30 protein-coding genes are annotated in these 26,548 nt (G+C 67.3%); 24 read left to right on the top strand and 6 right to left on the bottom strand.

The window, feature by feature from the left end; genetic code table 11:
• Nucleotides 1-2: 2 nt before the first annotated feature.
• A complete protein-coding gene (locus EPA64_RS15520; protein ID WP_134727216.1) occupies nt 3-2,594 on the top strand; it encodes a VapE domain-containing protein in 2,592 nt (863 codons plus the stop codon).
• A gap of 34 nt (nt 2,595-2,628) precedes the next feature.
• Here the strand turns inward: EPA64_RS15520 and EPA64_RS15525 are convergent, their stop codons facing one another.
• Both EPA64_RS15525 and EPA64_RS15530 read right to left on the bottom strand, forming a co-directional pair.
• Nucleotides 2,629-3,699, bottom strand: coding sequence for a helix-turn-helix domain-containing protein (locus tag EPA64_RS15525; RefSeq protein ID WP_134727217.1), 1,071 nt, complete (start codon nt 3,697-3,699; stop codon nt 2,629-2,631).
• Between the two features lie 7 nt (nt 3,700-3,706).
• Nucleotides 3,707-4,327, bottom strand: a complete 621-nt coding sequence (locus EPA64_RS15530; protein ID WP_134727218.1) for a hypothetical protein — start codon at nt 4,325-4,327, stop codon at nt 3,707-3,709.
• A 507-nt stretch (nt 4,328-4,834) separates the two neighbouring features.
• Between EPA64_RS15530 and EPA64_RS15535 the strand changes: the two genes are divergently transcribed.
• The 8 genes from EPA64_RS15535 to EPA64_RS15570 all read left to right on the top strand — a co-directional run bounded on the left by EPA64_RS15535 (nt 4,835) and on the right by EPA64_RS15570 (nt 11,345).
• Nucleotides 4,835-5,356, top strand: coding sequence for a crossover junction endodeoxyribonuclease RuvC (locus EPA64_RS15535; RefSeq protein WP_134727219.1), 522 nt, complete (start codon nt 4,835-4,837; stop codon nt 5,354-5,356).
• On the top strand, nt 5,353-5,553 hold the full coding sequence (locus EPA64_RS15540) for a hypothetical protein (RefSeq protein WP_134727220.1): 201 nt from the start codon (nt 5,353-5,355) through the stop codon (nt 5,551-5,553). Before EPA64_RS15535 ends, EPA64_RS15540 begins: the two co-directional genes overlap by 4 nt.
• Nucleotides 5,546-5,974 carry a DUF6362 family protein gene (locus EPA64_RS15545; protein ID WP_134727221.1) on the top strand — a complete coding sequence of 143 codons (429 nt, stop codon included), beginning with the start codon at nt 5,546-5,548 and terminating at the stop codon, nt 5,972-5,974. Before EPA64_RS15540 ends, EPA64_RS15545 begins: the two co-directional genes overlap by 8 nt.
• Before the next feature lie 83 nt (nt 5,975-6,057).
• Nucleotides 6,058-7,578: a dGTP triphosphohydrolase gene (dgt, locus tag EPA64_RS15550; protein ID WP_134727222.1), complete on the top strand. Its 1,521-nt coding sequence runs from the start codon at nt 6,058-6,060 to the stop codon at nt 7,576-7,578.
• Nucleotides 7,562-8,335: a hypothetical protein gene (locus tag EPA64_RS15555; RefSeq protein WP_134727223.1), complete on the top strand. Its 774-nt coding sequence runs from the start codon at nt 7,562-7,564 to the stop codon at nt 8,333-8,335. Before dgt ends, EPA64_RS15555 begins: the two co-directional genes overlap by 17 nt.
• A gap of 465 nt (nt 8,336-8,800) precedes the next feature.
• The gene (locus EPA64_RS15560; protein WP_036706594.1) at nt 8,801-10,129 is read left to right on the top strand and encodes a site-specific DNA-methyltransferase; all 1,329 of its coding nucleotides are present in this window, start codon (nt 8,801-8,803) and stop codon (nt 10,127-10,129) included.
• The gene (locus EPA64_RS15565) at nt 10,129-11,124 is read left to right on the top strand and encodes a DNA cytosine methyltransferase (RefSeq protein ID WP_036706592.1); all 996 of its coding nucleotides are present in this window, start codon (nt 10,129-10,131) and stop codon (nt 11,122-11,124) included. The genes EPA64_RS15560 and EPA64_RS15565 overlap by 1 nt, the downstream gene beginning before the upstream one ends.
• A complete protein-coding gene (locus EPA64_RS15570; RefSeq protein ID WP_036706590.1) occupies nt 11,121-11,345 on the top strand; it encodes a DUF7220 family protein in 225 nt (74 codons plus the stop codon). The genes EPA64_RS15565 and EPA64_RS15570 overlap by 4 nt, the downstream gene beginning before the upstream one ends.
• Before the next feature lie 54 nt (nt 11,346-11,399).
• On the opposite strand, the gene EPA64_RS15575 is transcribed toward EPA64_RS15570, so the two are convergent.
• Together EPA64_RS15575 and EPA64_RS15580 are read right to left on the bottom strand one after the other, a co-directional pair.
• Nucleotides 11,400-11,984: a DUF3489 domain-containing protein gene (locus EPA64_RS15575; RefSeq protein WP_036706587.1), complete on the bottom strand. Its 585-nt coding sequence runs from the start codon at nt 11,982-11,984 to the stop codon at nt 11,400-11,402.
• A gap of 90 nt (nt 11,985-12,074) precedes the next feature.
• Nucleotides 12,075-12,335 (bottom strand): hypothetical protein, encoded by a 261-nt coding sequence (locus tag EPA64_RS15580; protein WP_036706585.1) that lies wholly within the window; start codon nt 12,333-12,335, stop codon nt 12,075-12,077.
• 113 nt (nt 12,336-12,448) lie between these two features.
• On the opposite strand from EPA64_RS15580, the gene EPA64_RS15585 reads away from it, so the two are divergent.
• The 9 genes from EPA64_RS15585 (at nt 12,449) to EPA64_RS15625 (ending at nt 20,194) form a co-directional block, all read left to right on the top strand.
• On the top strand, nt 12,449-13,045 hold the full coding sequence (locus tag EPA64_RS15585) for a hypothetical protein (protein WP_036706582.1): 597 nt from the start codon (nt 12,449-12,451) through the stop codon (nt 13,043-13,045).
• Nucleotides 12,993-15,053, top strand: a complete 2,061-nt coding sequence (locus tag EPA64_RS15590) for a phage terminase large subunit family protein (RefSeq protein ID WP_134727224.1) — start codon at nt 12,993-12,995, stop codon at nt 15,051-15,053. Before EPA64_RS15585 ends, EPA64_RS15590 begins: the two co-directional genes overlap by 53 nt.
• Before the next feature lie 3 nt (nt 15,054-15,056).
• Entirely contained in the window at nt 15,057-15,272 is a 216-nt protein-coding gene (locus EPA64_RS15595) for a phage head-tail joining protein (RefSeq protein ID WP_134727225.1), read from the top strand.
• Between the two features lie 4 nt (nt 15,273-15,276).
• Nucleotides 15,277-16,806, top strand: a complete 1,530-nt coding sequence (locus EPA64_RS15600; protein ID WP_134727226.1) for a phage portal protein — start codon at nt 15,277-15,279, stop codon at nt 16,804-16,806.
• Nucleotides 16,807-16,810: 4 nt separating this feature from the next.
• Nucleotides 16,811-17,848 (top strand): head maturation protease, ClpP-related, encoded by a 1,038-nt coding sequence (locus tag EPA64_RS15605; RefSeq protein WP_134727227.1) that lies wholly within the window; start codon nt 16,811-16,813, stop codon nt 17,846-17,848.
• 3 nt (nt 17,849-17,851) lie between these two features.
• Nucleotides 17,852-18,217, top strand: a complete 366-nt coding sequence (locus tag EPA64_RS15610; RefSeq protein ID WP_043130236.1) for a head decoration protein — start codon at nt 17,852-17,854, stop codon at nt 18,215-18,217.
• Nucleotides 18,218-18,243: 26 nt separating this feature from the next.
• A complete protein-coding gene (locus tag EPA64_RS15615) occupies nt 18,244-19,257 on the top strand; it encodes a major capsid protein (RefSeq protein ID WP_043130239.1) in 1,014 nt (337 codons plus the stop codon).
• Nucleotides 19,257-19,568, top strand: coding sequence for a head-tail joining protein (locus tag EPA64_RS15620; RefSeq protein ID WP_043130242.1), 312 nt, complete (start codon nt 19,257-19,259; stop codon nt 19,566-19,568). The genes EPA64_RS15615 and EPA64_RS15620 overlap by 1 nt, the downstream gene beginning before the upstream one ends.
• Entirely contained in the window at nt 19,565-20,194 is a 630-nt protein-coding gene (locus tag EPA64_RS15625; RefSeq protein WP_043130244.1) for a DUF6441 family protein, read from the top strand. The genes EPA64_RS15620 and EPA64_RS15625 overlap by 4 nt, the downstream gene beginning before the upstream one ends.
• Nucleotides 20,195-20,215: 21 nt before the next feature.
• Here EPA64_RS15625 and EPA64_RS16850 read toward each other — a convergent pair whose 3' ends face one another.
• Nucleotides 20,216-20,476, bottom strand: coding sequence for a GDCCVxC domain-containing (seleno)protein (locus EPA64_RS16850; protein ID WP_476704019.1), 261 nt, complete (start codon nt 20,474-20,476; stop codon nt 20,216-20,218).
• Nucleotides 20,477-20,483: 7 nt separating this feature from the next.
• The gene (locus EPA64_RS15635) at nt 20,484-21,440 is read right to left on the bottom strand and encodes an arsenic resistance protein (RefSeq protein WP_043130246.1); all 957 of its coding nucleotides are present in this window, start codon (nt 21,438-21,440) and stop codon (nt 20,484-20,486) included.
• A gap of 149 nt (nt 21,441-21,589) precedes the next feature.
• On the opposite strand from EPA64_RS15635, the gene EPA64_RS15640 reads away from it, so the two are divergent.
• The 6 genes from EPA64_RS15640 to EPA64_RS15665 form a co-directional block, all read left to right on the top strand.
• The gene (locus EPA64_RS15640; protein WP_043130248.1) at nt 21,590-22,009 is read left to right on the top strand and encodes a hypothetical protein; all 420 of its coding nucleotides are present in this window, start codon (nt 21,590-21,592) and stop codon (nt 22,007-22,009) included.
• 24 nt (nt 22,010-22,033) lie between these two features.
• A complete protein-coding gene (locus EPA64_RS15645) occupies nt 22,034-22,978 on the top strand; it encodes a phage tail tube protein (RefSeq protein ID WP_043130250.1) in 945 nt (314 codons plus the stop codon).
• A 2-nt stretch (nt 22,979-22,980) separates the two neighbouring features.
• Nucleotides 22,981-23,436 carry a hypothetical protein gene (locus EPA64_RS15650; RefSeq protein WP_036705417.1) on the top strand — a complete coding sequence of 152 codons (456 nt, stop codon included), beginning with the start codon at nt 22,981-22,983 and terminating at the stop codon, nt 23,434-23,436.
• A gap of 80 nt (nt 23,437-23,516) precedes the next feature.
• Nucleotides 23,517-23,696 carry a DUF7697 family protein gene (locus EPA64_RS15655; RefSeq protein ID WP_052172117.1) on the top strand — a complete coding sequence of 60 codons (180 nt, stop codon included), beginning with the start codon at nt 23,517-23,519 and terminating at the stop codon, nt 23,694-23,696.
• Between the two features lie 44 nt (nt 23,697-23,740).
• Nucleotides 23,741-26,164: a tape measure protein gene (locus EPA64_RS15660; RefSeq protein ID WP_134727228.1), complete on the top strand. Its 2,424-nt coding sequence runs from the start codon at nt 23,741-23,743 to the stop codon at nt 26,162-26,164.
• A 49-nt stretch (nt 26,165-26,213) separates the two neighbouring features.
• Nucleotides 26,214-26,548: DUF2460 domain-containing protein (locus EPA64_RS15665; protein WP_134727229.1), on the top strand; the 335-nt coding region annotated here is incomplete at its 3' end.

Here is a 26,548-nt window from a genome sequence, read left to right on the forward strand (position 1 = left end):
CGATGATCGACCTCAACGACATCGCGGTCCAGAAGACCCGGCACGATCTCGCGGCGGTGAAGGAGCGGCTCGCCTGCACAGCCGCCGACTGGCTGCCGGGGCTCTTTCCCGAGGCCCGACTTGCGCGGGACCGCCGTTCCTTGCGCTGCGCGGACCTCTCCGGCCGTCCGCCGCGCAAGGAGGGCTCCTGCACCATCCATCTCGACGGGCCCTATGCCGGCTGGGGCTTCGACTACGCCACCGGCGAGCGGGCCGGTCCCATCGACCTGATTGCGCAGGCGACCGGCCTCTGTGACGGCGCGCTCTTCGACGAGGCGGCGCGGCTTGCGGGAATGGACCTGCCGGCGCCGCGGCCCGCGCTGGCGTCGCCCATGCGCGCACGCCCGGACCACTCGGCGGAGATTGCGAGGCTGGTCGCCGGGGCCGTGCCCCTCGCGGGCACGTTGGGCGAGACCTACCTGCGCGCTCGCGGGCTCTCGGATCCCGGAACGTCGGAACTGCTGTTCCATCCCGACCTTCCGGACTTCGACAGTTGCCGGGGCTGGCCCGGCCTGATCGCGATCCTGCGGCTGCCGGGCGGGGAGCGCGCGCCGGGCATCCACCGCACTTTCCTGCTCGACGACGGCAGCGCCAAGGCGCCCCCGGGCAAGAAGATGCTCGGCAGCGTGAAGGATGCCGTGGTCCGGCTGTTCCCGATGCCCGAGGACGGGCATATCGGCATCGCCGAGGGGATCGAGACGGCGCTCGCCGCCCACGCGCTCTTCGGCACACCGATCTGGGCTGCGTTGTCGGCCGACGGTCTGGCGCGGTTCCAGTGGCCCGATGGCACCCGGCGCGTTACCATCTGCGCCGATGCCGGGGACGCAGGTCGCCAGGCGGCCGCGACGCTCTCCGATCGCCTCAACCGGGCCGACATCCCGAACGAGATCGTCGGACCGCTGCATGGCGACGACTTCAACGACGACCTTCTGCGCGGCACCCGCGCCGAGGATTACGCGCGCGAGACAGATACCGCAGCCGAGCCGCAGGCCGGAGATCCGGTCGAGCCGGAGACGGCCACCCCCATCGTCGCCTCTGCCGACGATCCCGCAACGCTGATCGCCGCGGCCGAGGCCCTGACCAACCCGCCCGAGTTCGAAGCACTGTCCACGCTGCTTGGGCGCATCGCGCTTGCAAAGCTCGATCCTCTGCCCGAACGGCAGGTCATCGCGCGGATCAAGTCCGCGACCGGTATCGGCATGTCGGTCCTGACCCAACAGCTGGCCGAGCTCCGCCGACGCGTGAACGCCACTGGCGATCCGCACGCGCCTATCCCGAAGCCCGCCTGGTTCAGGCGCCTCCGGCTCGACCTCGCAGGCGCGCCCGAGCGCAACGAGGCCAACGTCATCGTCGCCCTGACCTCCGATCCGGCCTTCGCCGGCGTTCTCGCCTTCGACGAGTTCGGGCAGGAGATCGTCGTGCGTCAGCCACTCCCGTGGGACGGCGCCACTGCCTCGCTCCCGCGCCCCTGGGAGGATGCCGACGACATCCGCACCGCCGAGTGGCTGCAACTGCGCGGCATCAACGTGGCGCCGGTGGTCGTGAGCCGCGCCGTCGCCGCCGTCGCCCGCGAGCTGCGCATCCATCCCGTCCGCGACTGGCTCGACACCCTGACATGGGACAGCACGCACCGGATCGAGACCTGGACCAGCGCCTATCTTGGCGCGGAACCCACCGCGTTCCACCACACCATCGGCGCGCTCTGGCTGATCTCGGCCGTCGCTCGCATCTACCGCCCCGGCGTGAAAGCCGATCACATGCTGATCCTCGAGGGGCCGCAGGGCGCGCGCAAGTCCACCGCGATCAAGGTGCTGGCCGGCGAGGAATGGTTCACCGACGAACTGCCCGAGCTCGGGTCCAAGGACGCGGCGCTGCACATGCAGGGTGTGTGGATCGTCGAGATCGCCGAGCTCGACGCCATCGGCCGCGCCGAGGTCTCGCGCATCAAGGCGTTCCTGACCCGCACCACCGACCGCTTCCGTCCGCCCTATGGCCGCTACACCGTCGAGGTCCCGCGCCAGTGCGTCTTCGCCGGCACCGTGAACCCCGACACCTATCTGCGCGACGAGACCGGCAACCGTCGGTTCTGGCCGCTCCGCTGCGGCGCCATCGACATCGCGGCGCTGGCCCGCGACCGGGACCAGCTCTGGGCCGAAGCTGTACACCGCTTCCGCAGCGGTGCGATCTGGTGGATCGACGACCCGGCGCTGCTGGAGGAAGCCCGCGAGGAACAGGACCGCCGCTACCAGTCCGACGCCTGGGACGACCTGATCGAGCACTGGCTGACGCACGAGATCCGCACCGTCTCGGACGGCTTCCCCGACTACGGCAATTCCGGGACGGAGAGCGTTCCGCGCCAGGAACCGCTGAGAGATGTGTCGGTCGGCGAGATCCTCGAGGAGGCGGTCGGGCTCGAACCGGCCCGATGGACCCGCGGCGACCAGATGCGCGTCTCAGCCTATCTCAAGGCAAACGGTTGGGAGCGGTACAGGCGGCGCGACGAGGGCGGGCGCGAGGCGCCGCGGGAGTGGCGGTATCGGAGGGTCCTCACATAGTTCCGCCCGCCGCGTCGCTTCCTAGAAGCCCCGGTTATACCGCGCGCAGCGAGCCCTTTGCCTGCCTCTCAGCCGCAACTTCATCTGCCGTCAAACTCCAGATGAGCCCTTCCACCTCGTCGAGCGGCAGGCCGAGTTCTCTCGCGATATCCGCCTTCGTCACGCGCTCCTGCCAGAGCATCGTAAGCACCTGCCGCCAGACCTTGGACTTTTCGCGGCTCATGCCGTTGGGCTCGCCGGTGCGGTAACCGCGCTTGGTCAGATCGATGCAGATCGACTTGTATTGCCACTCAGACAGCCGCCTCAGCTGGTGCAGACGGTAGGCCATCGCCATTGCTGAGACGCGCCAGCGTGCCTTGGCACGAATGACGACATCGGTCGTGATACGCCTGGGAATGCGGGCGATCACGTCTTCCGCGGGCATCAGGAACGCCGAAGCGAAGGCGTTTGCTTCGCGCTCCACGTTTCTCCCCTTCTTCGGGTCGCCGTGCATGTGCATCACCAAGTGGGCCAATTCGTGGGCCGCATCAAATCGGCTGCTTTCGGCGGTCTTGAAGTTGTTCAGAAACATGTAGGGCTTGCCGCCACGCCAGAATGAAAACGCGTTGACCGACGCGGTATTCTCGGTGAGCGAAAACAGCCGGACGCCCTTTGCCTCCAGGAGCGCCAATAGGTCCGCGATGGGCTGCTGCCCGAGCGACCAGTGCTGCCGCACATGGGCAGCTGCAACCTCGGGGTCGCTCTCGTAGGAGAGATCGATGAGCTCAGGCTCAGGCAACCCGAATCGTTCATCGACCCACTCGCTCAGCATCAATCCCACCGACCCGGCGCCAAGAGAGGCGTCGCGTTCTCTCGCTGTCATCTTCGAGAACGAGCGGAAGCTGACAGCGCCGGGATCCACTGCATCGACCTTCGAGCCGAAGAAGAATTCTTCCGGATAACGAAGTGCTCCCGCCAGCTTCACGACGGTATCGGGTTCTGGCTCGTTGCGACCCTTCTCGAGCCGTTTGATCGTATCGACACTCACGCCTGCCTGTTCGGCAAGTGCCTTCGCCGTCAGCCCTCGCCGTGCACGGGCCAATTTCAATCGTGTTTCTTCGAACATGTGACGCCTACTTGCGCACGATCTTGGGCTCGAAGTCTTCCGCGGCACCATCGTCGTCGAGATTCAGGAACGTTTCGTCCTCGTCGCCCTCGGAAAGCAGGAAGATGCGCTCGACGGCACCTTCGAATGTCTTCCCGGAAATCTTCGGCCGGGTAAGCTCTGCCCGCCCAGTCTCATCTACCATGAGATAATAGAACGCCAGGCCGACAGCGTCATCGCGTACGAAATAGCGAAGTTCTTCGGGGTCAAACAGCATCGGACCGCAGGCGCGTTCCGAAGCCGCACCCTTGTCTGATCGCGGCTTCGGCGCCTTTTCACCGCAAGCACGGTCCACGTTGCAGAAGCCAATCTTCAGACCTTTTCGGTCGTTGCGGATGGTCTCGACCCCGTCCTTGCGATCGATGACCCACTCTTCGCCAATGAACTCCTGGCGCAGAGCCGCGACGCCTTCATGATACCCAAAGGTGCCTGCCGCGTTTGAGGGATGCAGCGCTGTCGCGTTGCCGCTCGCAGTGCGCGCAGCCTGCACCGCGTTGACCAGGCCGTCCTTGGTCAATCCCAGCTCGGTGATGCGGCGATCCACATCCCAAGGCTCATCCAGTAGCCTAGTCTCAATCCATCCAGCCATGCTCGATTCCTCATGCCCGTTTTTTCTCCCTACTTGTAGGTTAAAAAAACGGGCACGGTCAAGGTGCACCTTACGCGCGCCGTCCCAACCTCCCCGGTGGTCCCAACCCTGTCCCAACCTCCCGAGGGGGTTGGGGACACGAAAAGCCGTTCAAAAACAACGGTGTCCCCAACCTCACCCCGTGGTCCCAACCTTTTGCTACACATTCATGTGGGAGAACGGAAAAGGTCGGGAACATGTTTTTCTATATGAAAAGAGAAGGACCCCCGTTGGGGACACCGAGGTTGGGACCACATCCATTCAAGCCATTGGAGTGAAACGATAAAGGGCTGTCCCAACCCCCTCGAAGGTTGGGACCACGCGTTCGGAGGTTGGGACCGGGGCGTTCAGAGCGTCGATCGTCGTCCGTCGCCGCGTCGACGGTCGTTTTCGCTTTGGCCCAAGACCGCCGGATGCTAAATCCTTAGGTGACCGAAGCCGAAGGCCCACAGGTTGTGAGCCTTCACGATGAACACACCGATCCCCGCGCAGGACGTCCGCCCCGAACCGGGCGCGATCAACCGGTTCTGCATCCTCGCCCTCGACCTCGGCACCACGACCGGCTGGGCGCTCCGCAGCCACGACGGACTGACCACCAGCGGCACGGTCAGCTTTCGGCCCGGCCGCTTCGACGGCGGCGGCATGCGCTACCTCCGCTTCACGAACTGGCTGACCGAACTCGACCGGCTGTCCGGGCCCATCGCCGCGATCTGGTTCGAGGAAGTCCGGCGCCATGCCGGCACCGACGCGGCCCACATCTACGGCGGGCTGATGGCAACCCTGACCTCGTGGGCTGAACTGCGGGGCATCCCCTACGAGGGCGTTCCGGTCGGCACGATCAAGCGCTACGCCACCGGCAAGGGCAATGCGCCGAAAGAGGCGATGATCGCCGCGGCGCGAGCACGAGGGTTCTCGCCCGCCGACGACAACGAGGCCGACGCCATCGCGATCCTCCATTGGGCGCTCGAGACGAACGGGGGCCTGGGATGAGGTGGTATCCGAAAGGCTACGGCGGCTCGCGCCGGGATCCCGACCAGGTGAAACGCGATGGCTGGCATGACGAAGGCGTGCTCGCCGTCTCCGTCGACGACCACCGCCTGACCTGGCCAGAGCGCGAGCTGGTCCGTCAGCTCGGTGAGAAGCTGTATGGGCCTCGGGCGAACGACCGGGAGGCCGCGAATGGCTGAGTGGACGCCGACCATGGTCGAGGACCGGCTCGAGAGCGCCGCCGACGTGTTCCGCTCGTTGCCCGAGGTGAAGCCGCAGGGCTACTTCAACGCCTGGCCCGAGTACTTCCACAGTTTCGCGGACCAAGTGGGCCAGGAGCCTCGGATGCGCCGGCCCAAGCCCGGGCCGCGTGACATCACGCAGGCCGAGGATGCTCTGCTCTGGCTGCGCTGGCTCGACCCTGCCGATGCGCGCCTGCTCTGGCTCCGGGCGAACCGAAAGCCGTGGAAGCCGATCTGCTGGGAACTCGGCATCAGCCGCGCCACCGCGAACCGGCGCTGGCAGTACGGGATCGCGGTCATCGTCTGGCGCTTGAACGGGAGGCAGGTGCCGCGGAAGCGGTCGATGGAGTTCGTGGTTCGCCGAGCCGATCGAGTCTAGATGAAGACGCAATCACCTGCTAAACCACTACTCATAGTAAGGCTTGGCGTGAGGCCAGAGCGAGTCGGGGAGTGTTGCCGCGCATGATGGATTGGGACCGTTTGCTTAGCGGTGAGCGCCTCGGGGACCTGCTGGGGCGCGAGAAGCCGAAGGGCAAGCCACCCGGACCAGCTTTTGCGGATGGTCAGTTTCGCCTGCCGCAAGAGCGCGACCATGATCGTATCTTGTTCTCAACTCCCTTTCGCAGGATGGGCGACAAGACGCAGGTCTTCCCTCTGGAAAGCATCGAGAGCATCAGAACACGCCTAACCCACTCATATGAAGTGGCAAACCTAGCGCGTTCGCTCGGCCTCGAGATTGCTCACACGCTTTCCGATAGGCTGCCTGCGCACGCCATCAGGGTATTGCCCGCGACACTTGCTGCGGTCGGTCTGGCGCATGATATCGGAAATCCTCCATTCGGACACCAAGGCGAGTTCGCAATTCGGGCTTGGTTCAAAAGGAACAAAGACGTTCTCTTTGTCCCACCCACTGAACCAGAGAACTCCGAGGTTGCCGCAGACGTCAATTTGCTCGAAGACCAGCACAAGAACGACTTCCTTTTCTTCGAGGGTAACGCGCAAACGCTTCGCGTGCTCACGAAGCTGCAGGTTATTGGTGATGATCTTGGGCTGAATCTATCCGTCGGCACGCTCGCGGCGGTCATGAAATACGTTGCGTCATCGGACACCCTCGACAAGTCCAAGCAAGCGCGAAAAAAGGTTGGGTACTTCACGTCTGAGCGCTATGCTGTCGAGCGAATTCGCGAAGAGACTGGTCTCAGCGGCAATAGCCGACATCCGCTCGCCCTGGTCATGGAGGCTTGCGATGACATCGCTTATTCCGTTTTGGATGCAGAGGACGCGATCAAGAAGGGGCTGGTCTCGCTCAACGATCTGCTCGCGGCGTTGGAGTACCACCCCGACGGCGAAGACAAGCTCGATGCGGTAACAAAGCACCTTTGCGAACTTGCCCGTTGGGAGCTGGATTTTCTGCGACGTCAGCAACTTCACCCAAGCGAGCTTCAAGATGTTGCGACCCAGAAGTTCCGCGTTCATGCGATTCACTTGATGGTATCGGCGGTTGCCGAAGCGTTCAGGGAAAACTATGAGTCGATTATTTCAGGTTCATTCGACGATGAACTGATAAAGAAATCTGAGGCAGCGAAACTCTGCAGCGCGCTGAAGAAGTTTGACCGAGAGAACGCATTTAGCCACAAGTCCGTTCTCGAAATTGAGCTGAATGGTTACAACGTGCTCAATCGGCTAATGGATTTCTTATGGGTTGGAATCAGTCAGCGCAAATCTTTTCAAGACTTGGCGAGTGATCGAACGACGCCTTTTGCAGCATACGTGTATAGTCGGATCTCGAAGAACTATCGGCGGATGTTTGAGGGCAAGGTTGAGAAGTACCACCCCGATCCTCGACTACCCATACGTTACAAGGAGATGCAGCTTCTCACGGACATGGTTTCTGGGATGACGGATCAATTCTGCATTGATCTATACAGGGACTTTGAGCAGCACTATCGGGAAATCAGACGGGTCGATGGAACGCCAGCTTGAGAGCAGGATCCATTATTTTTTCAGATCGCGTTATCGCGGGCGTAAAGATGTACACGTTGTACTGAAGGATCTCCGCAGACACGGACGACTGGTATTGGTTGGAGGCATGCTGCGCGACCTCGCATTGTTCGGGAACGCTGGCTTTAGATCCGACTTGGACTTTGTGATTGCACCTTACGATCTCGGTAGCTTCGAAAAGCACATGGGATCAATTGGAGCGCGTATAAATCGGTTTGGTGGTTACGCCTTGCCGTCCAGAAAGTGGCAGATAGATGTTTGGCCCTTGGAGAAAACGTGGGCGCATGTAGCTGGTCATGCGAGGGTGCGCACTGTCGGAGACCTTCGAAGTGCAACGTTCTTCAGGTGCGACGCTATTCTTTATGATCTTGATTATCGGAAGCTGATTGCGGCCCCAGAATATTTTGATGACCTGACAAACAAAGTTCTTGAGATTAATCTTAGACCAAACCCCAATCCGAAGGGAAACGCTGTCCGCGCTTTCAGGTACGCTTTGATGAAGGGGTTCCGGTGGGGGCCTCAGCTCTCTGAATTTGTCGATGAGGTGCTTGAGAGCGAGGGATGGGGCGCCCTACTCGAGGCCGAACGTCGATCCTTTCGTTCGCAGTATCTTCAGGGTATTTCCTTCGAACATCTAAAGCGAGCGCTTCGGTCCCATGTTTCCGGAGATCAGAGCGATCCTTTCGATGCAGCGGCGTTTCAAAGAAACGTCCAGCTTACGCTGCCCTATATTCACTAGCGCCGAACGGTCGCCACTTGTTCCGTTGTCAATTGGCCTTTTTTTTGTTGAGACGTTTTCTTGCGAGACACCGGACTGCGAGACGGATCACCTTTCTGACGGTATCCATGACGATATACTCGGGGTCGTGCGCTCGGGCGAACCGACGCTCATCCTGAGGTGGACACCGGGGCTGGCTTCCGGGGTCCGGCCGGGGTCCGGGCCGCCAAGCCTTTGTTTTTCGGTTCCTTTCCGGGTCGAAACGTATGCTGGCGGGCGAAGCGCGACGCATCGCCAGCGACAGGGCCGATTTTTTGGGAAGCCACCCAGAAGCCAGCGCCGCCTGAACCCCATCGAAACATCGAAAAATCAAACCCTTGAAGCTGGACACCCCTGGTGGCCGCTGGACCCCGCGTGGAGTCTAGCCTGGCCCCCGGAGTCCGGAGCCGAGGGTATCCACCCTGATCCTGAAGGACCGGCCCGCAGATGACGCTGAGCTTTGCCCCGGATCGGATCGAGACCTGGCCGCTGTCGCGCCTGCAGCCCTACGCGAAGAACGCGAAGGTGCACGGGGCCGACCAGGTCGTGAAGATCGCCGCCAGCATGGCCGAGTTCGGCTGGACCGTGCCCTGCCTCGTCGGCGAGGACGGGGAGCTGATCGCAGGCCATGGGCGCGTTCTGGCCGCGACCCAACTGGGGCTGACCGAGGCACCGGTCATCGTGCTCGGCCATCTGACCGAGGCCCAGCGCCGGGCCTATCGGATCGCGGACAACAAGCTGACCGAACTCGGGACATGGGACGAGGCGCTGCTCTCGGCCGAGTTGAACGAGTTGCTGGCCGAAGACTTCGACCTGTCGCTGGTCGGGTTCTCGGACGGCGAACTCGACAAGCTACTGGCCTTCGTGCCGGAGGGGGACGGCGAGGAAGAGGGTGGCGCCGGGGGCTCCGTGCCGCCGGTCACCATCCCCGAGCCACCGCGCAACCCGGCTTCGCGGACGGGTGATCTCTGGATCCTCGGCGACCACCGGCTGCTGTGCGGCGACAGCACCAGCGCTGCCGATGTGCGCCGCCTGATGAATGGCGAGCGGGCGATCCTGTTCGCAACGGACCCGCCGTATCTCGTCGACTACGATGGCTCGAACCATCCGACGCGGAACAAGGACTGGAGTCAGAGCTACGGCGTGACCTGGGACGATTCCTCGCAAGGCGCGGAACTCTACGACGGCTTCATTGCCGCCGCGGTGGCGGAAGCCATCGCCGAAGATGCCGCCTGGTATTGCTGGCACGCCTCCCGCCGCCAGGCGATGCTGGAAGCCTGCTGGGACAAGGCCGGCGCGTTCGTTCACCAGCAGATCATCTGGGTCAAGGACCGCGGTGTCCTGACCCGGTCCCATTACCTCTGGAAGCACGAGCCCTGCTTCATGGGCTGGCGCCGCCCGAACCGGCCGCCGAAGGTGGCCGAGGAAACCCTCGCATCGACGTGGGCGCTGCCCAGCTTCGCCAAGGACGACCGGCCCGACCATCCGACACCGAAGCCGCTCGATGCGTTCGGCATCCCGATGCGCCAGCATGTGGCCCGGGGCGGGCTCTGCTACGAGCCGTTCTCGGGTTCGGGTTCGCAGATCATGGCGGGCGAGGCGAACGGCCGACGCGTCTTCGCGATGGAGATCAGCCCGGCCTATGTCGATGTCGCCGTGGAACGCTGGCAGGCGGACACCGGTCGCGAGGCAATCCTCGACGGCGATGGCCGGACCTTCGCGGCCGTAAGGGCCGAGCGACTGAGCGACAACGCAGATGCCGACGCTGCCGCCTGATGGCCGTTTACTACAACGATTCCGACCCCGCGGCCTGTGCCTGGCTGCGGGAACTGATCGCGGCCGGGCTCCTGCCTGCGGGTGAGGTGGACGAGCGGTCCATCATGGACGTGGAGCCCGCCGACCTGCGCGGCTTCACGCAATGCCATTTCTTCGCCGGGATCGGCGGCTGGCCCTACGCGCTGCGCCTCGCCGGCGTGGCCGAGGATCTTTCCGTCTGGACCGGCTCGCCGCCGTGCCAGCCGTTCAGCCAGGCCGGGCAGCGCAAGGGACAGAACGATGACCGCCATCTCGCCCCGGCTTTTCTGCGGCTCGTCGCCGCCTGTGGGCCGAACCTCGTCTTCGGCGAGCAGGTCGCGAGCGCGGCAGTGCTCGGACCGGTTGGCGGCGCGGCTCGCGCAGCGGCTGCGGGCCCGGCTGGCTGGGCGTGGTTCGACGCTCTGGCGGCTGACCTGGAAGCGGCATCTTACGCCGTCTCGGCGGCTGATCTGCCGGCTGCGGGCATCGGCGCCCCGCACATCCGCCAGCGGCTGTTCTTCGGCGCGGTCGCCTTGGACCCAACACCAGGCGGGCTGGGCGACGGCCTCGGCGCGGGATCACAAGGACGGATCGGAATGCCCGAACGTCCCGATCAACGCATTACTCGGCCGACAGGTCTGGCTGGCGGGTTGGCCGACGGCCGGCTCGCCCGCGACGGAGAGATACAACGCGGCCGGCAACACCGATGCGAGCCGCAGGACGCTGAAGCTGGTCGTCTGGTCGAAGTCACCGACCCCGCCGGGACCTGCGCGACGGACGGCGTCTGGCGAAATCCTGACTGGCTCTTCTGCCGGGATGGGCGCTGGCGACCGGTTGAGCCCGGAACATTCCCGCTGGCTGATGGGATATCCGGCCGCATGGGGCTGCTGCGGGGCTACGGCAATGCGATCGTGCCGCCGCTCGCGGCGGAGTTCGTGACGGCCTTTCTGGAATCCCTGCCGGAGGGGCTGCGATGAGACAATCCCGGACCATGTCGATGGTCGAGGCAGCGACGAATGTCGTGGTCGGCTACGTACTGGCCATCGCCACGCAGATCATCGTGTTCCCGTGGTTCGGCATCGAGACCGGGCTCGCGGAGCATCTGACCATCGGCCTCGCCTTCGTCGGTGTCTCGCTGGCGCGCGGCTACCTGCTGCGGCGACTGTTCGAGGCGATCCGGATCCGGAGTGCAGAATGAGACACCGCCGCCCGAGGGTGGACGGCGGCCTTCAGTCCGTTTCGGTGCGGAGCGTCAGTCGCGGATGGAGTAGACGCGGCCCCTTCCGTCGACCTTCTCGGAGGTGATGGTCAGGCCGAGCTTTTGCTTGAGCGCGCCGGCAAGCGCGCCCCTCACCGTGTGCGGCCGCCAGTCCAAGGCGGTGACGATCTCGTCGATGGTGGCGCCGCCCTCGGCGCGGAGCATCTCGATCAGCTTGGCCTGCTTCGTGCCCGTGCGCGGTGTGCGCGCCTTGGGCGCGGCGTCGGCCTCGCCGGGAGCGTCCTGCGCGGCTACGGCGCTCGGCGCCGCGTCGGCGCCCGCGGGCGCGCTGTCGCCGCCCTCCGGCTCGACGCCGATGGCGGCGCGCCCTGCGTCGGTGATGTGCAGGAGGATGGCACGGCCGTCCTCGTCGTTGCGCCAGATGCGGTTGAGCGCGGCGTCGGCCTTGGTCTCGCTGGCAATCGTCGTCTCGGCGATCAGTCCGCGCGAGAGCAGCGCGCCGACCACCTTGGCGGCGGCGCCTCCGCGGAGCGAGCCGGGGAGCGGCAGGACGTTGCGGTCCTCGCGCTGCGCGGCAGCGCTCAGGATCAGGGCTTGGGTGTCGGAAAGCTTGGTCATCGTCGTCTCCCGTATCGGGGCGCGCGGAATGCGGGCCCTTCTACGAGGTCGAGCCCGGCAGTCGGCGGGCGGGACCGGGAGCGGGTCGTCTCACTCGGCGTGTTCGCCTTCGCTGAAGGCCATGTCGGTGATCTCGCGCAGCTTGGCGCGGTAGTGGTTCAGGGTGCCGACATGGCCCCAGTTGATCTCGTCGGGGCTGGTCTCGAAGTGGTCGGCGCTGAGGGCGGCGAGCCGCTCCAGCATCGCGTCGATCTCCGTCTTCGCGGCGATGAAGGCGTCGAGGGCTTTGTTCGACCGCTCCCTCGAACCGGTGGCGGGAGCGGTCTCACTGTCGGTCGCGCGGCGGGTCATCGGGCTGGCTCCTTGGGTCGAGTTGCATCGTCCTTCTGGAGGCACGTTCCCTCTGTCCGCCGCGCTTATCAACTCGATAAGCACATGATCTTGAATGATAATCGGAGCCGTCGATGCGGGGCATGAGCGAGCGCCAGTACGCCGCCCATGTCGGGCTGTCGCGGGGCGCGATCCAGAAGGCGAAGACGGCCGAGCGGCTGGTCCTCTATCCGGACGGCAGCATCAACGCGGCCGCCAGCGACGCACGGCGGGCCGAGACGACAGACCCGTCGAAGACCCGCAAGCCGCCCGCGCCCAAGCTGAAGCCTGTCCCCGAGGCGGCGGTGGCCGCTGTTGGCGACACGCTGCGCGAACAGGGGCTGGCTGTCCCGGCGGTTGGCGGCGGGACGACCTTCCTGCAGGCCAAGACGGCGAACGAGGTGCTGAAGGCGCAGGAGCGGCGCATCCGGCTCCAGAAGCTGAAGGGGGAGTTGATCGAGCGGGCCCGCGCGCTGGCGCTGGTGTTCCGGCTTGCGCGGGAGGAACGGGATTCGTGGGTCAACTGGCCCGCGCGTGCGGCGGCACTGATGGCGGCCGAGATCTCGGCCTCGTCCAGCGACGCGACGGGCCAGCAGATCACCGTGGAGCCAGCCGCGATGCAGAAGGTGCTGGAGAGACATGTACGCGCCCACCTCGACGAAATCGCCGAGGTCCGGCCCGACTTCCGGTGATGACAGTGATGATTTCGGCGGCCTGACGGACTTCGACGGCGCGGGCGAGATCCTGCGCGCCTGGGGCAACGGGCTGCGGCCCGACCCGGACCTGACCGTTTCGGAATGGGCGGACCGGCACCGGATGCTCTCGGGCCGCGCCTCGGCCGAGCCCGGGCGATACCGCACGGTGCGCACGCCCTACATGCGCGAGATCATGGACCGGCTCTCGCCCGGCGATCCCACGCAGCGGATCGTGTTCATGAAGGCCGCTCAGGTCGGGGCAACCGAGGCCGGCAACAACTGGATCGGGTTCGCGATCCACCAGGCGCCGGGGCCGATGCTCGCGGTCCAGCCGACCGTGGAACTGGCCAAGCGCAACTCGCGCCAGCGGATTGACCCGCTGATCGAGGAGAGCCCGGAGCTGCGGGAGCGAATCAAGCCGGCCCGGTCGCGGGACGCGGGTAACACGATGCTGTCGAAGGAGTTCGCGGGCGGCATCCTCATCATGACGGGTGCGAACTCGGCGGTCGGGCTGCGGTCCACCCCGGCGCGCTACATCTTCCTGGACGAGGTCGACGCCTATCCGGCCTCGGCCGACGAGGAAGGCGACCCGGTCACGCTGGCCGAGGCCCGGTCGTTGACGTTTGCGCACCGGCGCAAGGTGTTCCTGGTCTCGACGCCGACCATCCGGGGGCTGAGCCGGATCGAGCGGGAATTCGAGGCCAGCGACCAGCGGCGGTTCCACGTTCCATGTCCGTATTGCGGTGCGATGCAGTGGTTGAAGTTCGACCGGCTGCGCTGGCAGAAGGGCCGCCCGGAGACGGCCGAGTATCACTGCGAGGGCTGCGAGACGCCGATCGCCGAACACCACAAGACGGCGATGCTCGAGGCCGGCGAATGGCGGGCGACTACCACGGCCGCCGATCCGACCACGGTCGGGTATCACCTCTCGGCGCTCTATTCGCCGATCGGCTGGCTGAGCTGGGAGCGGATCGTGCGGGCATGGGACGCGGCCCAAGGGTCGGACGAGGCGATCAAGGCGTTCCGCAACACGATCCTCGGCGAGACATGGGTCGAGACCGGGGAAGCGCCGGACTGGCNGATCCTCGGCGAGACATGGGTCGAGACCGGGGAAGCGCCGGACTGGCAGCGGCTCTACGACCGGCGCGAGCGCTGGACATCCGGCACGGTGCCAGCAGGCGGGCTGTTCCTGACGGCCGGGGCGGACGTGCAGAAGGACCGGATCGAGGTCGATGTCTGGGCCTGGGGCCGTGGCCTCGAAAGCTGGCTTGTCGATCACCTCGTGATCGAGGGTGGTCCCGGCGATCCCGCCTGCTGGCAGCAGCTGACCGGCCTGCTCGGCCGGACATGGGACCACGCCTCCGGCCAGCCGATGACGCTGGCGCGGCTCGCGATCGACTCGGGGTTCGAGACCAGCGCCGTCTATGCCTGGTCGCGCAAGGTCGGCTTCGCGCAGGTGGCGCCGGTGAAAGGCGTCGAGGGCTTCGCCCGGACCAGCCCGGTGACGGGGCCGACCTATGTCGATGCGACCGTTGCGGGCAAGCGGCTCCGGCGCGGGGCGCGCCTCTGGACGGTCGCCACCTCGACCTTCAAGGCCGAGACCTACCGCTTCCTGCGGCAGGAGCGGCCGACGGCAGAGGAACGGGCCGAGGGCGCGGTCTTCCCTCCCGGCACGATCCACCTGCCGGACTGGGCCGACAGCGAATGGCTGAAGCAACTGACCGCCGAACAGCTGGTGACGGTCAAAAGCAGGCGCGGATTCTCGAAGCTGGAATGGCAGAAGCTGCGCGAGCGCAACGAGGCGCTGGACACCCGCGTCTACGCCCGCGCGGCGGCGTGGATCCTCGGTGCGGATCGCTGGCCCGAGGCACGCTGGGCCGATCTGGAAGAGCAGCTCGGCGTCGCGGCGAGCGGCAACCCGGATGTGGGAACCGCGACCACAGGAACGACAGCGAGCCGACCTGCACCGCGGCGACGGACCGTGCGCTCCAGCTACATGAGGTGATCCATGGCCACGGCCGCAGACCTCCGCGCCCGCCGCGAGGCACTGGCCGCGCAGCGCGCCTCGGGCGTGGCGCGGGTCAGCTACGACGGCAAGACAGTGGACTATCGCAGCGTCGCCGAGATCGACCGGGCCATCGAGGCGCTGGACCGCGAGATCGCGGCGGCCGAGGGGCGCCGGATCGTGCGGCAGGTGCGCGTGACGACGGTGAAGGGGCTCTGACGCCATGGGCCTCTTCGACCGCTTTCGCCGTCCATCGCCGGGCAGCGCTGGACCAGCGGCGGTTCGCGCCCGTCTCGAAGGCGCCATGGCGAAGCGCCGCCTGCGCGGCTGGAACCCGCCGCTCGAGAACATCAACACGCTGGTCGCCTCGGGCGGCCCGCGCCTGCTGGCGCGCTCCCGCGAGCTGGTGGTCACCAACGGCTATGCCGCCAACGCCTGCGAGGCCTTTGCCGCGAACCTCGTCGGCGACGGCATCAAGCCCTCGTCGCTGATCGGGGACGCAGACCTGCGGGACCGGGTCCAGCAGCTCTGGCTCGCCTGGACCGACGAGGCTGACGCCGACGGGCTGACCGATTTCTATGGCCTGCAGGCCATGGTCGCGCGCGAGATGTTCGTGGCGGGCGAATGCTTCGTCCGCCTGCGCCCGCGCCGGGCCGAGGACGGGCTGCTGGTGCCGTTGCAACTGCAGCTTCTCCAGTCCGAGATGCTGCCCTTCGAGAAGACCGAGGTGCTGCCCTCCGGCAACCGCATCCGCTGCGGGATCGAGTTCGATGCGATCGGCCGGCGGGTGGCCTATCACTTCCGTCGCCGCCATCCGGGCGACAGCACCGATCAGGGCGCGGTGATCCCGGAGACGGTGCGCGTGCCCGCCGCGGACGTGCTGCACATCTACCGGCCGATCGAGGCGGGCCAGATCCGGGGGTTGCCCCACATCGCGCCGGCGATGGTGCGGCTGTTCCTGCTCGACCAGTATGACGACGCCGAGCTCGACCGGAAGAAGACGGCGGCGATGTTCACGGGCTTTATCACCAAGACCGCGCCGGAAGAGCCGATGATGGGCGAGGTCGAGGCAGAGCTGGACGGCACGGCCATCGCCAGCCTCGAGCCCGGCACCATGCAGGTGCTGCTGCCCGGCGAGGACGTGAAGTTCTCCTCGCCCGCCGACGTGGGTGGCGGCTACGAAGCGTTCCAGTACCGCACGCTGCTCGCCGTCTCCGCCTCGCTGGGGCTGCCCTATCATCTGGTGACCGGCGACGTCCGGCAGGCGAACTATTCGAGCCTTCGCGCGGAGCTGGTGGAGTTCCGACGGCGCATCGGCCAGCTGCAGCATGGCGTCCTGGTGCACCAGCTCTGCCGGGCGGTCTGGCCGCGCTGGCTCGACACCGCGGTGCTGTCGGGCGCGCTCGATGCCGATCCGGTCGCCGCGCGGCCGGTGCAGTGGATCCCGCCGCGCTGGGACTGGGTCGATCCGCTGAAGGACATCCAGGCGCAGGTGCTGGCGATGGAAGCCGGCATCACCTCGCGGCGCAAGGTGGTCGAGGCCACCGGCTACGACGTCGAGGACGTGGACCGCGAGAACGCGGCCGACGCCGAGCGCACGAAGCGTCTCGGCCTCAGCTACCGCACGAGCCCGGGCGAGACGCAGGGAGCGCGGGCGACCCCGGCGCAGTTGCCGGACGCCGGCGGTGACGCGGGCAGCGACGGGGGCACCGGCGCTGGCCCCGGCACTCGCGGCACATCTGAACAGGAGTGAGAGCATGGCCAGCTGGTATGCGATCCGCGCCCGGGGAACCGGCGCGGAAGTGGCGATCTATGACGAGATCGGGGCCTACGGGGTGTCGGCCAAGGGGTTCCTGGCCGAGCTTGGCGCACTTCCCGAGGGCACGCCTATTGATCTGCGGCTGAACAGCCCCGGCGGCTCGGTCTTCGACGCGGTGGCGATCTTCAACGCGCTGAAGCGGCACGCCGGCACGGTCACGGTCTGGATCGACGGCATCGCCGCCTCGGCGGCCTCCTACGTCGCGATGGCCGGCGACGAGATCGTCATGCCGGAAAATGCCTTCCTGATGATCCACGACCCCGCGGGGCTCGTGATGGGCACGGCCGCCGACATGCGGGCCATGGCCGAGGCGCTGGACAAGGTGGGTGGCAGCCTCGCTGCCGGCTATGCCGCCAAATCCGGCCGCTCGATCGACGAGATTGCGGCGCTGATGGCCGCCGAGACCTGGCTGGATGCGCGCGAGGCGCTGGCGCTCGGCTTTGCCGACCGGCTTGCCGAACCGGTGCGGATCGCTGCGCGCTTCGATTTCGCGCGCTTCCGCAACGCGCCGCCGGCGCTGGCGGAAGCGGTCGCGGCTGCAACCGACAGCGGCGGCGACGACGGTGACGACAACGACGGCGCCGGCGCCGATGCCGACGAGGCCACAGGCGCGGCCGCGGAGAGCGATGAGGCTTCTGGCGCCGGCGAAGACGAGATCGCCGGGACGAACGCCCAACACCCGCCGGCCGAGACGCCACCGTCCGGCGGCGCACCGCCCGATCCCGCGGCGATCCGCGCCGAGGCCATCACGCACGCCCGCGCCGTCGTCGATCTCTGCCGGCTGGCCGGACAGCCGCAGATGGCCGGGCGTTTTCTGGAAAGCGATGCGGACCTCGATCACGTCCGCGCCGCACTGCTCGCAGCGAAAGCCGAGGCTGAGCCCGAGATTGCCGGCCATCACGCGCAACCGGGGCGCCCAACGGGAACCCGCCCCTGGGGCGAGATCGTCGCCCGCACCTTCAGGCTGAAAGGATGACCCATGACCACGCTCACCGAGACCACGCACGCGGGCGGCTTCCTCGTCTGGGAGGCGTTCCGCGACTACACCCGCGAGACCATCACGGTTGCAACCGGCACGCTCGAGCCCGGCACCGTGCTGGGCAGGATCACCGCCTCCGGCAAATACGCCGCCCACGATCCCGCGGCCGTCGACGGCACCGAGACCGCCGGCGCGGTGCTCTGGGGCAAGGCCGACGCGTCGGGCGGCGATACGCTCGCCGTCGCCGTGGTCCGCGGACCCGCGATCGTCAACCGCCACGATCTCGTCTTCGCCGGCACGCCCAGCGAGGCCGAGATCGCCGCCGCCCACGCTGCCCTTCTGGGCGCAGGCATCCTCGTCCGCTGAGCCCGACCCCCGCAGGAGGCATTCCCATGGCCACCATGGACATCTTCGAAGGCGATGCCTTCACCATCATCGAACTGACCCGTGCGCTGGAAAACATCCCCTTCAGGCCCGCGATCCTGTCCGGCGCCGGCCTGTTCTCGCCGCGGGGGGTGCGGTCCCGCACCGTCGTGATCGAGAGCCGCGACGGCACGCTGTCGCTGATCCCGTTCTCCGAACGCGGCTCGGCCTACGAGAGCCAGGTGCCCGAGCGGCGCGAGATGCGCGCCTTCGTGTGCCGCCAGTTCAAGAAGCAGGACGTGCTCTGGGCCTCGGAAATCCAGGGCATCCGCGACTTCGGCTCGGAAACTGCGGCCCAGCAGGTGCAGAGCGAGGTCGCGCGCAAGCTCGGCCGCCTGCGCCAGGATGCCGAGGCCACCTTCGAGTACCACCTGCTGAACGGCATTCAGGGCATCGTGAAGGACCCGAAGGACGGCGCGACCGTGGTCAGCTACTTCACCGAGTTCGGCATCACGCCCGCCGCCGAGATCGACTTCGACCTCGACAATGCCTCGCCCGCCTCGGGTGCGCTCCGGAAGCGCTGCCAGGCGCTGATCGAAGACGTCGAGGCGTCGATGGGCGGCCTGGCTGCAGGCGCGATCCAGGTGCGGGCGGAATGCGGCTCGGCCTTCTTCGCCGATCTGGTGGCGCACAAGGAGGTGCGCGAGACCTACCTCAACACCGCCGCGGCGGCCGATCTGCGCGGCCGGGTGGCCGACGAGGTCAGCTTCGGCGGCATCACCTTCCGGCGCTACCGGGGTGGCGCGGGCTTCGGCGTGCCGACCGACAGAGCCTTCTTCTATCCCGAAGGCGTCGAGGGGCTCTTCGAGATCTATCACGCTCCCGCCGACACCTTCGAGACGGTGAACACGCTGGGTCTGCCGCTCTACGCCCGCACCATCCCGGACCGGGACCGCGACGAATGGGTCAGGCTCGAGATCGAGAGCAATCCGCTGCCGATCTGCACGCGGCCGCAGGTGCTGCGCTCGGCGCGGCGGACCTGATGTCCGCCTTTGCCGCCGCCGTCGACACGCTCTTCGCGGATCCGAACATCGGCCGGGATGCTGTCTATATCGCCGACGGCGGCGCGCCCGTTCTGGTGCGCGCCGTCGCCCGGCGTGCCGATGCGGTCACCGAGTTCGGTGACGCGCGGCTCTGGTCGGAAACCACGCGGATCGATCTGCGCGTTTCCGAAGTGGCGAACCCGCGCCCCGGCGACCGCATCGAGATCGACGGCGAGGCTTTCCTCGTCCAGGGCGAGCCCCTCCGCGACCGTGAGCGGCTCGTCTGGACGGTCGAACTGAGGCCTGCATGAAACTCGGCGTCGACATCGTCGGCGATATCGCCCGGATCATGGAGGCGGAAACGCTGGCCGGGGAGAAGGCGGTGACCGCCGCAATGCGCGAGGCCAGCACAGGGCTGAAGACCGCCTGGCGCGCCCAGATCACCGGCGCGGGGCTGGGGGCGCGGCTCGCCCGCACCATCCGGTCCGAGCAGTTCCCGAAAGGCCGGGCCAGCCTGAACGCCGCCGCGCTGGTCTGGTCGAAGGCCCCGGTCATCGTCGGCGCTCACGACACGGGGCCGCTGATCCGCTCGAAGGACGGTTTCTGGCTGGCGATCCCCGCGGCCGCGGCCGGCAAGTCCCTCCGCGGCGGCCGGATCACCCCCGGCGAATGGGAGCGCCGCACCGGATTGCGCCTGCGCTTCGTCTATCGGCGCAGGGGCCCGAGCCTGCTGGTTGCCGAGGGGCGGCTGAACACCAAGGGTCGCGCGGTGGCGTCGCGCTCGAAGACCGGCCGGGGGCTCACCACCGTGCCGGTCTTCCTGCTTGTCCCGCAGGTCAGGCTGAAGAAGCGGCTGGACCTCGCGCGGGACGCGGAGCAGGCGCGCGATGCGGTGCCGGGACTGATCGTGGCGAACTGGGTGGAGGGGCGCGTTTGAGAGAGTTGATCAGTCAGTCCATCAGCCGCAGCATCCCTTGCCTGCCTGGATCGGAGGACAGGGGACGGTGCCCCAAGAGCAATAGACACAGCAATCGCCGGGCTTCGGCTTCAGCAGCTTACCGCAACCCGCGCACTCATAGAACCACTGGCATGCCTCTGTCGGCATGGTCTCGCTTTTCGAGTAACCGCAGTCCGGACACGCGATGGTACTGATGAGAATCGGTTGTTGATCGGTCATTGCATTGCTTCTGGCGAGGGGTTCCGCTCGATTTCCCAACATAGCTTGCTTATCTTTCGGGCAGAAGACGCGGCACCGCCTTGAGGTACACCAGCACGCCCAACAGTTCGACGAGTGACTGAAACACGATGACCACGATGGCCAGCCGCCACTCCGGCGGCAGGGCCAGCGCCAGCGGCAGCACGACGAAGGAATTGCGTGTGCCAAGGCTGAACACCAGCGCGCGTCCTGATCGCGCCGGGAGATCTAGCGCCCGTGTTATCGCAAGTCCTGCGAACAGGGCGAGCACGAGGAAGCCGACGAACACGCCCGTCACCTGCGGCAAGACCGGAAGGGAGGCGGTCACCGATTGCACCTGGCTTGCTGCGATCAGAAAGACGACCAGCGCAAGCAGCGGTACCGGGAACCAGGCAAGACGCTCGATCAGCGCGTCCCGGCCGGATCGGGCCTCGGCCCATCGCTCGAGGGCCCATGCCGCCACCAGCGGCGCCACGATCAGCGTCAGGAAAACGGTCACGATGGGTCCGACCGCGAAGATCTCCAGGAAGGCCGTGCCCATGAACAACCACAGGTAGACGGGCAGCAATGCCATCTGCACGATCAGGTTCACCGGCGTGGCGGCGATCGCACGGCCGGCATCGCCCCCCGCCAGATGAGTGAAGGTGATGTACCAGTCCGTGCAGGGGACGAGCAGCACGAGGAGAACACCCAGCCGGACCGCCGGATCCTGGGGCAGGAACAACAGCAGCCCCGCCACAATCAGCGGAACGATCACGAAGTTGCCCGCGAGCATCGCCCCCATGAAGCGCCGGTCGCGGAACGCCTCCGGCAGATGGATCAGCGGCACCTGCGTGAAGGTCACGAAAATCAGGATGCCGAGAAGCGGCCAGAGCGCCGCCTCGAGATGTGCGGCGGCCCCCGGCAGCACCAGACCCAAGCCCAGCCCTGCCAGGATGGCGGCAAGATAGATCCAGACCTGTTGCCGCTCAAGATCGAGGCGCGTCATTCAGAAATCCTGTCGGTTCGCATCGGTTGAACCGTCGGGCGGGTCGCGAATACGGAGAGATGAAGGTGTTGTCGTGATGATCGGCGATCCTGCGAGACAGTACAACAGCTTGGCTGGCTCGGCGGGGTCAGAACGTAAGAGGGATTGGAATGCCTACCGCCCGCGAGACCATCCTCGCCGCACTGCATGTGCGGCTCTCGGCGTTGCCCCCCACCGCCCTGCGCGGCGAGGTGCTGCCCGAGCGCGTCCCGGCCGAAGGGCTGCTGATCCTGCGCGACGGTGATCCCGGCGAGCCCGAGGTGACGCTGTCGCCCCTGCGCTACCACTACCAGCACCGGGCCGAGATCGAGGCGGTCGTACAAGGCGCCGATCGTGACGCCACCTTCGACGCCCTCTGCGCCAGCATCGGCACGGCGCTCGCAGCCGACCGCACACTCGGCGGCCTCTGCGACTGGGTCGAGGCCGAAGCCCCGCAGGCGGTCGATCTGCCGGTCGATGGCGCGGCCAGCCTGAAGGCGGCCGTCATCCCGGTGGTGCTGCACTATTCGACGGCCGACCAACTGGCCTGACCCAACCGACAACAGGAGACGAACATGGCACGCGCGCAAGGGGCGCGGGCGCGGATGGCGCTCGCGTTCGAGACGACCTACGGCACGCCGCCGGCCAGCGGTTTCACCCGGATGCCCTTCGCCAGCACGACGCTCGGGGCGGAGCAGCCGCTGCTGAACTCGGAATTGCTCGGCTACGGTCGCGATCCGCTGGCGCCGATCAAAGACGCGGTCACGGCCGACGGCGACGTCGTGGTGCCGATCGACGCCGAGGCCTTCGGCTTCTGGCTGAAGGCGGCCTTCGGTGCGCCGACCACCACCGGAAGCTCGCCCGGTCCATATACCCATACCTTCCAGTCCGGCAGCTGGGCGCTGCCCAGCCTGGCGATCGAGACCGCCATGCCCGAGGTGCCGCGCTATGCGATGTATTCCGGCGTGGTGCTGGACCAGCTCAGCTGGCAGATGCAGCGCTCGGGATTGCTCACCGCCACCGCGCGGCTGGTAGCGCAAGGCGAGACGGTCGCCACGACCAGCGGCGCGGGAACGCCGGCCGAGATCGATCTGACCCGTTTCGGTCACTTCAACGGCTCGATCAAACGCGACGGCAGCGCGCTCGGCAACGTGATCTCGACCGAGATCACCTATGCCAACAATCTCGACCGGATCGAGACCATCCGCGCGGACGGCATGATCGACGGCGCCGATCCCTCGATCGCCGCGCTCACCGGTCGCACCGAGGTGCGCTTCGCCGACAGCACGCTCGTCAGCCAGGCGATCAGCGGCACGCCCTGCGAGCTGGAGTTCTCCTGGACGCTCATTTCCGGCGAGAGCCTCACCCTCACCGTCCACGCCGTCTATCTGCCGCGCCCGCGCATCGAGATCGGCGGGCCGCAGGGCATTCAGGCCAGCTTCGACTGGCAGGCCGCACGCGACGCCACGCTGGGACGGATGTGCACCGTCACTCTCATCAACGACATCGAGGAATACTGACCATGATCCGTCTCGATCTTTCCAGCGAGCCGAAATGGCTCGACCTCGGCCATGGCCTGCGTCTGCACGTCCTGCCCATCACCACCGCGATCATGGTCGCCGCCCGCAACGATCCGGCAGTGGAAGCACTCCCCGAAGAGGCAAGCAGGGAGGAACAGGCACTGGTGATGGCGAAGGCCGTCGCTCGCCGCGTGGTCACCGGCTGGGAGGGCGTCGGTGATGCAAGCGGCAGTCCCGTCCCCGTCAGCCCCGAAGGCATCGACGCGCTTCTCGACATCTGGCCCATCTTCGAGGCCTTCCAAACCCGCTGCCTCGCACCGCATCTGATGCTGGAGCAGGAAAAAAACGCCTCCGCGCCCTCGCAGACTGGCACTTCGGCGGGGGCGACGCCTATTGCAAAGCCTGCGAGCCCTGCGAGGGCGGCGGGGCCTCGTGCCCGGACTGCCCGGCGCGCCTGAACCGGCCGCAAACCCTCGAAGGCTGGCAGGTCTGGGATCTGGCGCAGCGCCTGACCGGACAGCTTCGCATCGCGACCGGGGTGGGCGGCGCCACGGTGCTCGGCTGGGACATGACGGCGGCGCTCGCCGTGGCGCGGGCGCTCGGGGTCGATCCGCTGATCGCTGCCGAATGCCTGCCCGAGATCGAGGCCGTGATGGTCCGCAAGCTCAACGAACAGAGGGCGTCAGGCGACCGGTCCTCGCCGGGGCCGGAGCGATGAACCGGGCCCACAAGCCTCGTTCCCTTCGTCAGGAACACTGATCCATGGCTCAGAAGAAGGTCTCCGTCCGCCTCGTCGCCGAGGGCGGAAGGCAGGTGAAGGCCGAGTTCCAGGGCGTGGGCGATGCCGGCGAGGCGAGCTTCAGGCGCATCGAGCGGCAGGCCGACGTCACCGGCGCGGTGCTGCGCCGCCTGGCAGGGATCGTCGCCGGGGCACTGTCGGTTCGGCAGATCGTGGCCTATGCCGACAGCTGGACCGATCTGCGCTCGCGTGTCGATCTCGCCACCGGCTCGCAGGAGCGCGGGGCGGCGGTGATGGAGCGCCTCGCCGCCATGGCGCGGCGGACCTATTCCGGGATCGAGCAGACGACCGAGTCCTGGCTGGCCAACGCCACCGCACTGCGCGAACTCGGCCTTTCCACCCGCGAGAGCCTCGATTTCACCGAGGCGCTGAACAACGCCATGGTGGTCTCGGGCGCCAAGGGCGAGCGTGCCGTCTCGGTGCAGACCGCGCTGGCCCGCGCCATGGCTTTGGGGCAGCTTTCGGGCGACAACCTCAACACCGTGATCGCGCAGGGTGGCCGCGTCGCGCAGCTGCTCGCGGCGGACCTCGGCACCACCGTCACCGGGTTGCGCCAGGCGGGCGCCGAGGGCCGCATCACCGGCGCGGTGATCCAGACCGCCCTGATCGGCAATCTCGAGCGGCTGCGCGAGGAAGCCGACGGCATGCCCGCCACCATCGGCGACGCCTTCACGCTGATCGGCAATGCCGCGATGCAGCTTGTCGGGACGTGGGATCAGGTGTTCGGGGCCTCGTCGCTGGTGGCCACGGCGCTGATCGCGGTGGCCGACAACATGGAACGCCTCGCCGCCATCGGCATCGCCTTCGCCGGCTTCATGGCCGGGCGCTGGGTCGCGGCGTTCCTCGCCGCCCGTGTCGCCACGCTGACGCTTTCCGGCGCATTGACCGTGCTGCGGGGCGCCATCGTGCGCACCGGCATCGGCGCCCTGATCGTGCTGGCGGGCGAACTGATCTACCAGCTGATGAATGTCGTGCAGAAGGTGGGCGGTTTGGCCGAGGCCTTCCGCCTCGTTGCCGAGTTCGCGGCCGAGGCATGGAACCGCATGGGACTGCGCCTCGACGCGGTGATGGCCCGCATCGGCGCCGCCTGGGAGGGGCTGAAGGCGACCATCTTCACCCTGCTCGACGAAACCGTCAGCGGCGTGGTGAGCTTCGGCGACCGCAGCATCGCAGTGTTTCAGGGCGCCTATGACGGCGCGGTGGCGATCTGGGGGAGCCTGCCCGGCGCCATCGGCGACTTCGCCTTCCAGGCCGCGAACGGGTTGATCTCCGGGGTCGAGGCGATGCTGAACGGCGTCGTCACCCGGATCAACAGTTTCATCGGCGGGCTCAATGCCGCGTTGGAGCTGCTGCCCGACTGGGCGGTCGGCGACGGCGGGGTGCGGATCGGCACGCTCGACCCGGTGGCGCTGGGGCGGGTCGCGAATCCCTTCGAGGGGGCTGCGACGGCGGCCGGCACCGCTGCGGCCGATGCCTTCAACGCCGCCATGGGCAAGACCTATGTCACCGCTCCCGACACCGGCCTGGGGGCCATGGCCGAGGCCGCGCGCGGACGTGCCGAGGGCTACCGCGAAGCGGCCGGCATGCTGGCCGATGCCGCGTCGCGGCCGATGGCCAGCTGGCAGGCGCTGAAGGATGCGGTGACCGGCGTTGACGATGATGCCGGGGGTGCGCTCGATGATGCGGCGGGCGGCGCCCTCGAGTTGGGCCATGCGTTGGACGGCGCCACCGGTGCCGCGGGTCGCGCCGGCGCCGCCGGGCGCCAGGCCGGGGCGGAAGCGGCTGCGGGGGCGGAAACGGCCGTCACCGGCTGGGCCGCCGTCAGCGCCACGCTTGCCGATTACGCCGCCAAGGCGCGCGACATCGGCGGCGATATCGGCACTGCGCTGGTCGGAGCATTTCAGGGCGCCGAGAACGCCATCGGCGAGTTCGTGAAGACCGGCAAGCTGAGCTTCCGCGACCTTGTCACCTCGCTGATCGCCGATCTGGCGAAGCTCGCGGCGCGGCGCTTCATCCTCGGACCGATCGCCAATGCGCTCTCCGGCGCGCTCGGCGGCGCTGAGGGCATTTTTGCCGACGTCCTGCATGCCGGCGGGGTGGTCGGCGCACCGGGCCCCGGCCGCATGGTCCCGACGCTGGCCTTCGCCGGGGCGCCGCGCATGCACAATGGCGGTTGGGCAGGCCTCAGGCCCGACGAGGTTCCGGCAATCCTGCAGCGCGGCGAGCGCGTGCTCTCCCGTCGTGAGGCCGCCGGTTACGGCGGCGCAAGCGCGCCTACGGTCAATGTCACGATCAACGCGCGGGATGCCGAGAGCTTCCGCCAATCCCGCACACAGATCGCGGCCGATATCGCCCGCGCAGTTTCGCTCGGGCGAAGGGGCATGTGAGCCCGACGCCGCAGACAGGACTGCGCGGCACGTATCTCGGAGAGGATTGATGGCGTTTCACGAGGTCCGGTTTCCGGATGACATCAGCCGCGGTGCGCGCGGCGGACCGGAGCGGCGCACCCAAATCGTCGAGCTGGCCTCGGGCGACGAGGAGCGCAACGCCAGCTGGGCGAACTCCCGCCGACGCTACGATGTCGCCTACGGCATCCGCCGTGCTGACGATCTGGCGGCGGTCGTCGCCTTCTTCGAAGCCCGCAACGGGCGGCTTCATGGCTTCCGCTTCAAGGACTGGGCAGATCACAAATCCTGCCTGCCGTCCGCCACGCCGGGGCCGACGGACCAGGCGATCGGGGAGTGTCTGAAAGTCTGTGTATCTGATCGGGG

The organism is Paracoccus luteus, from assembly GCF_004522155.1.
GTDB classification, from domain to species: domain Bacteria; phylum Pseudomonadota; class Alphaproteobacteria; order Rhodobacterales; family Rhodobacteraceae; genus Paracoccus; species Paracoccus luteus.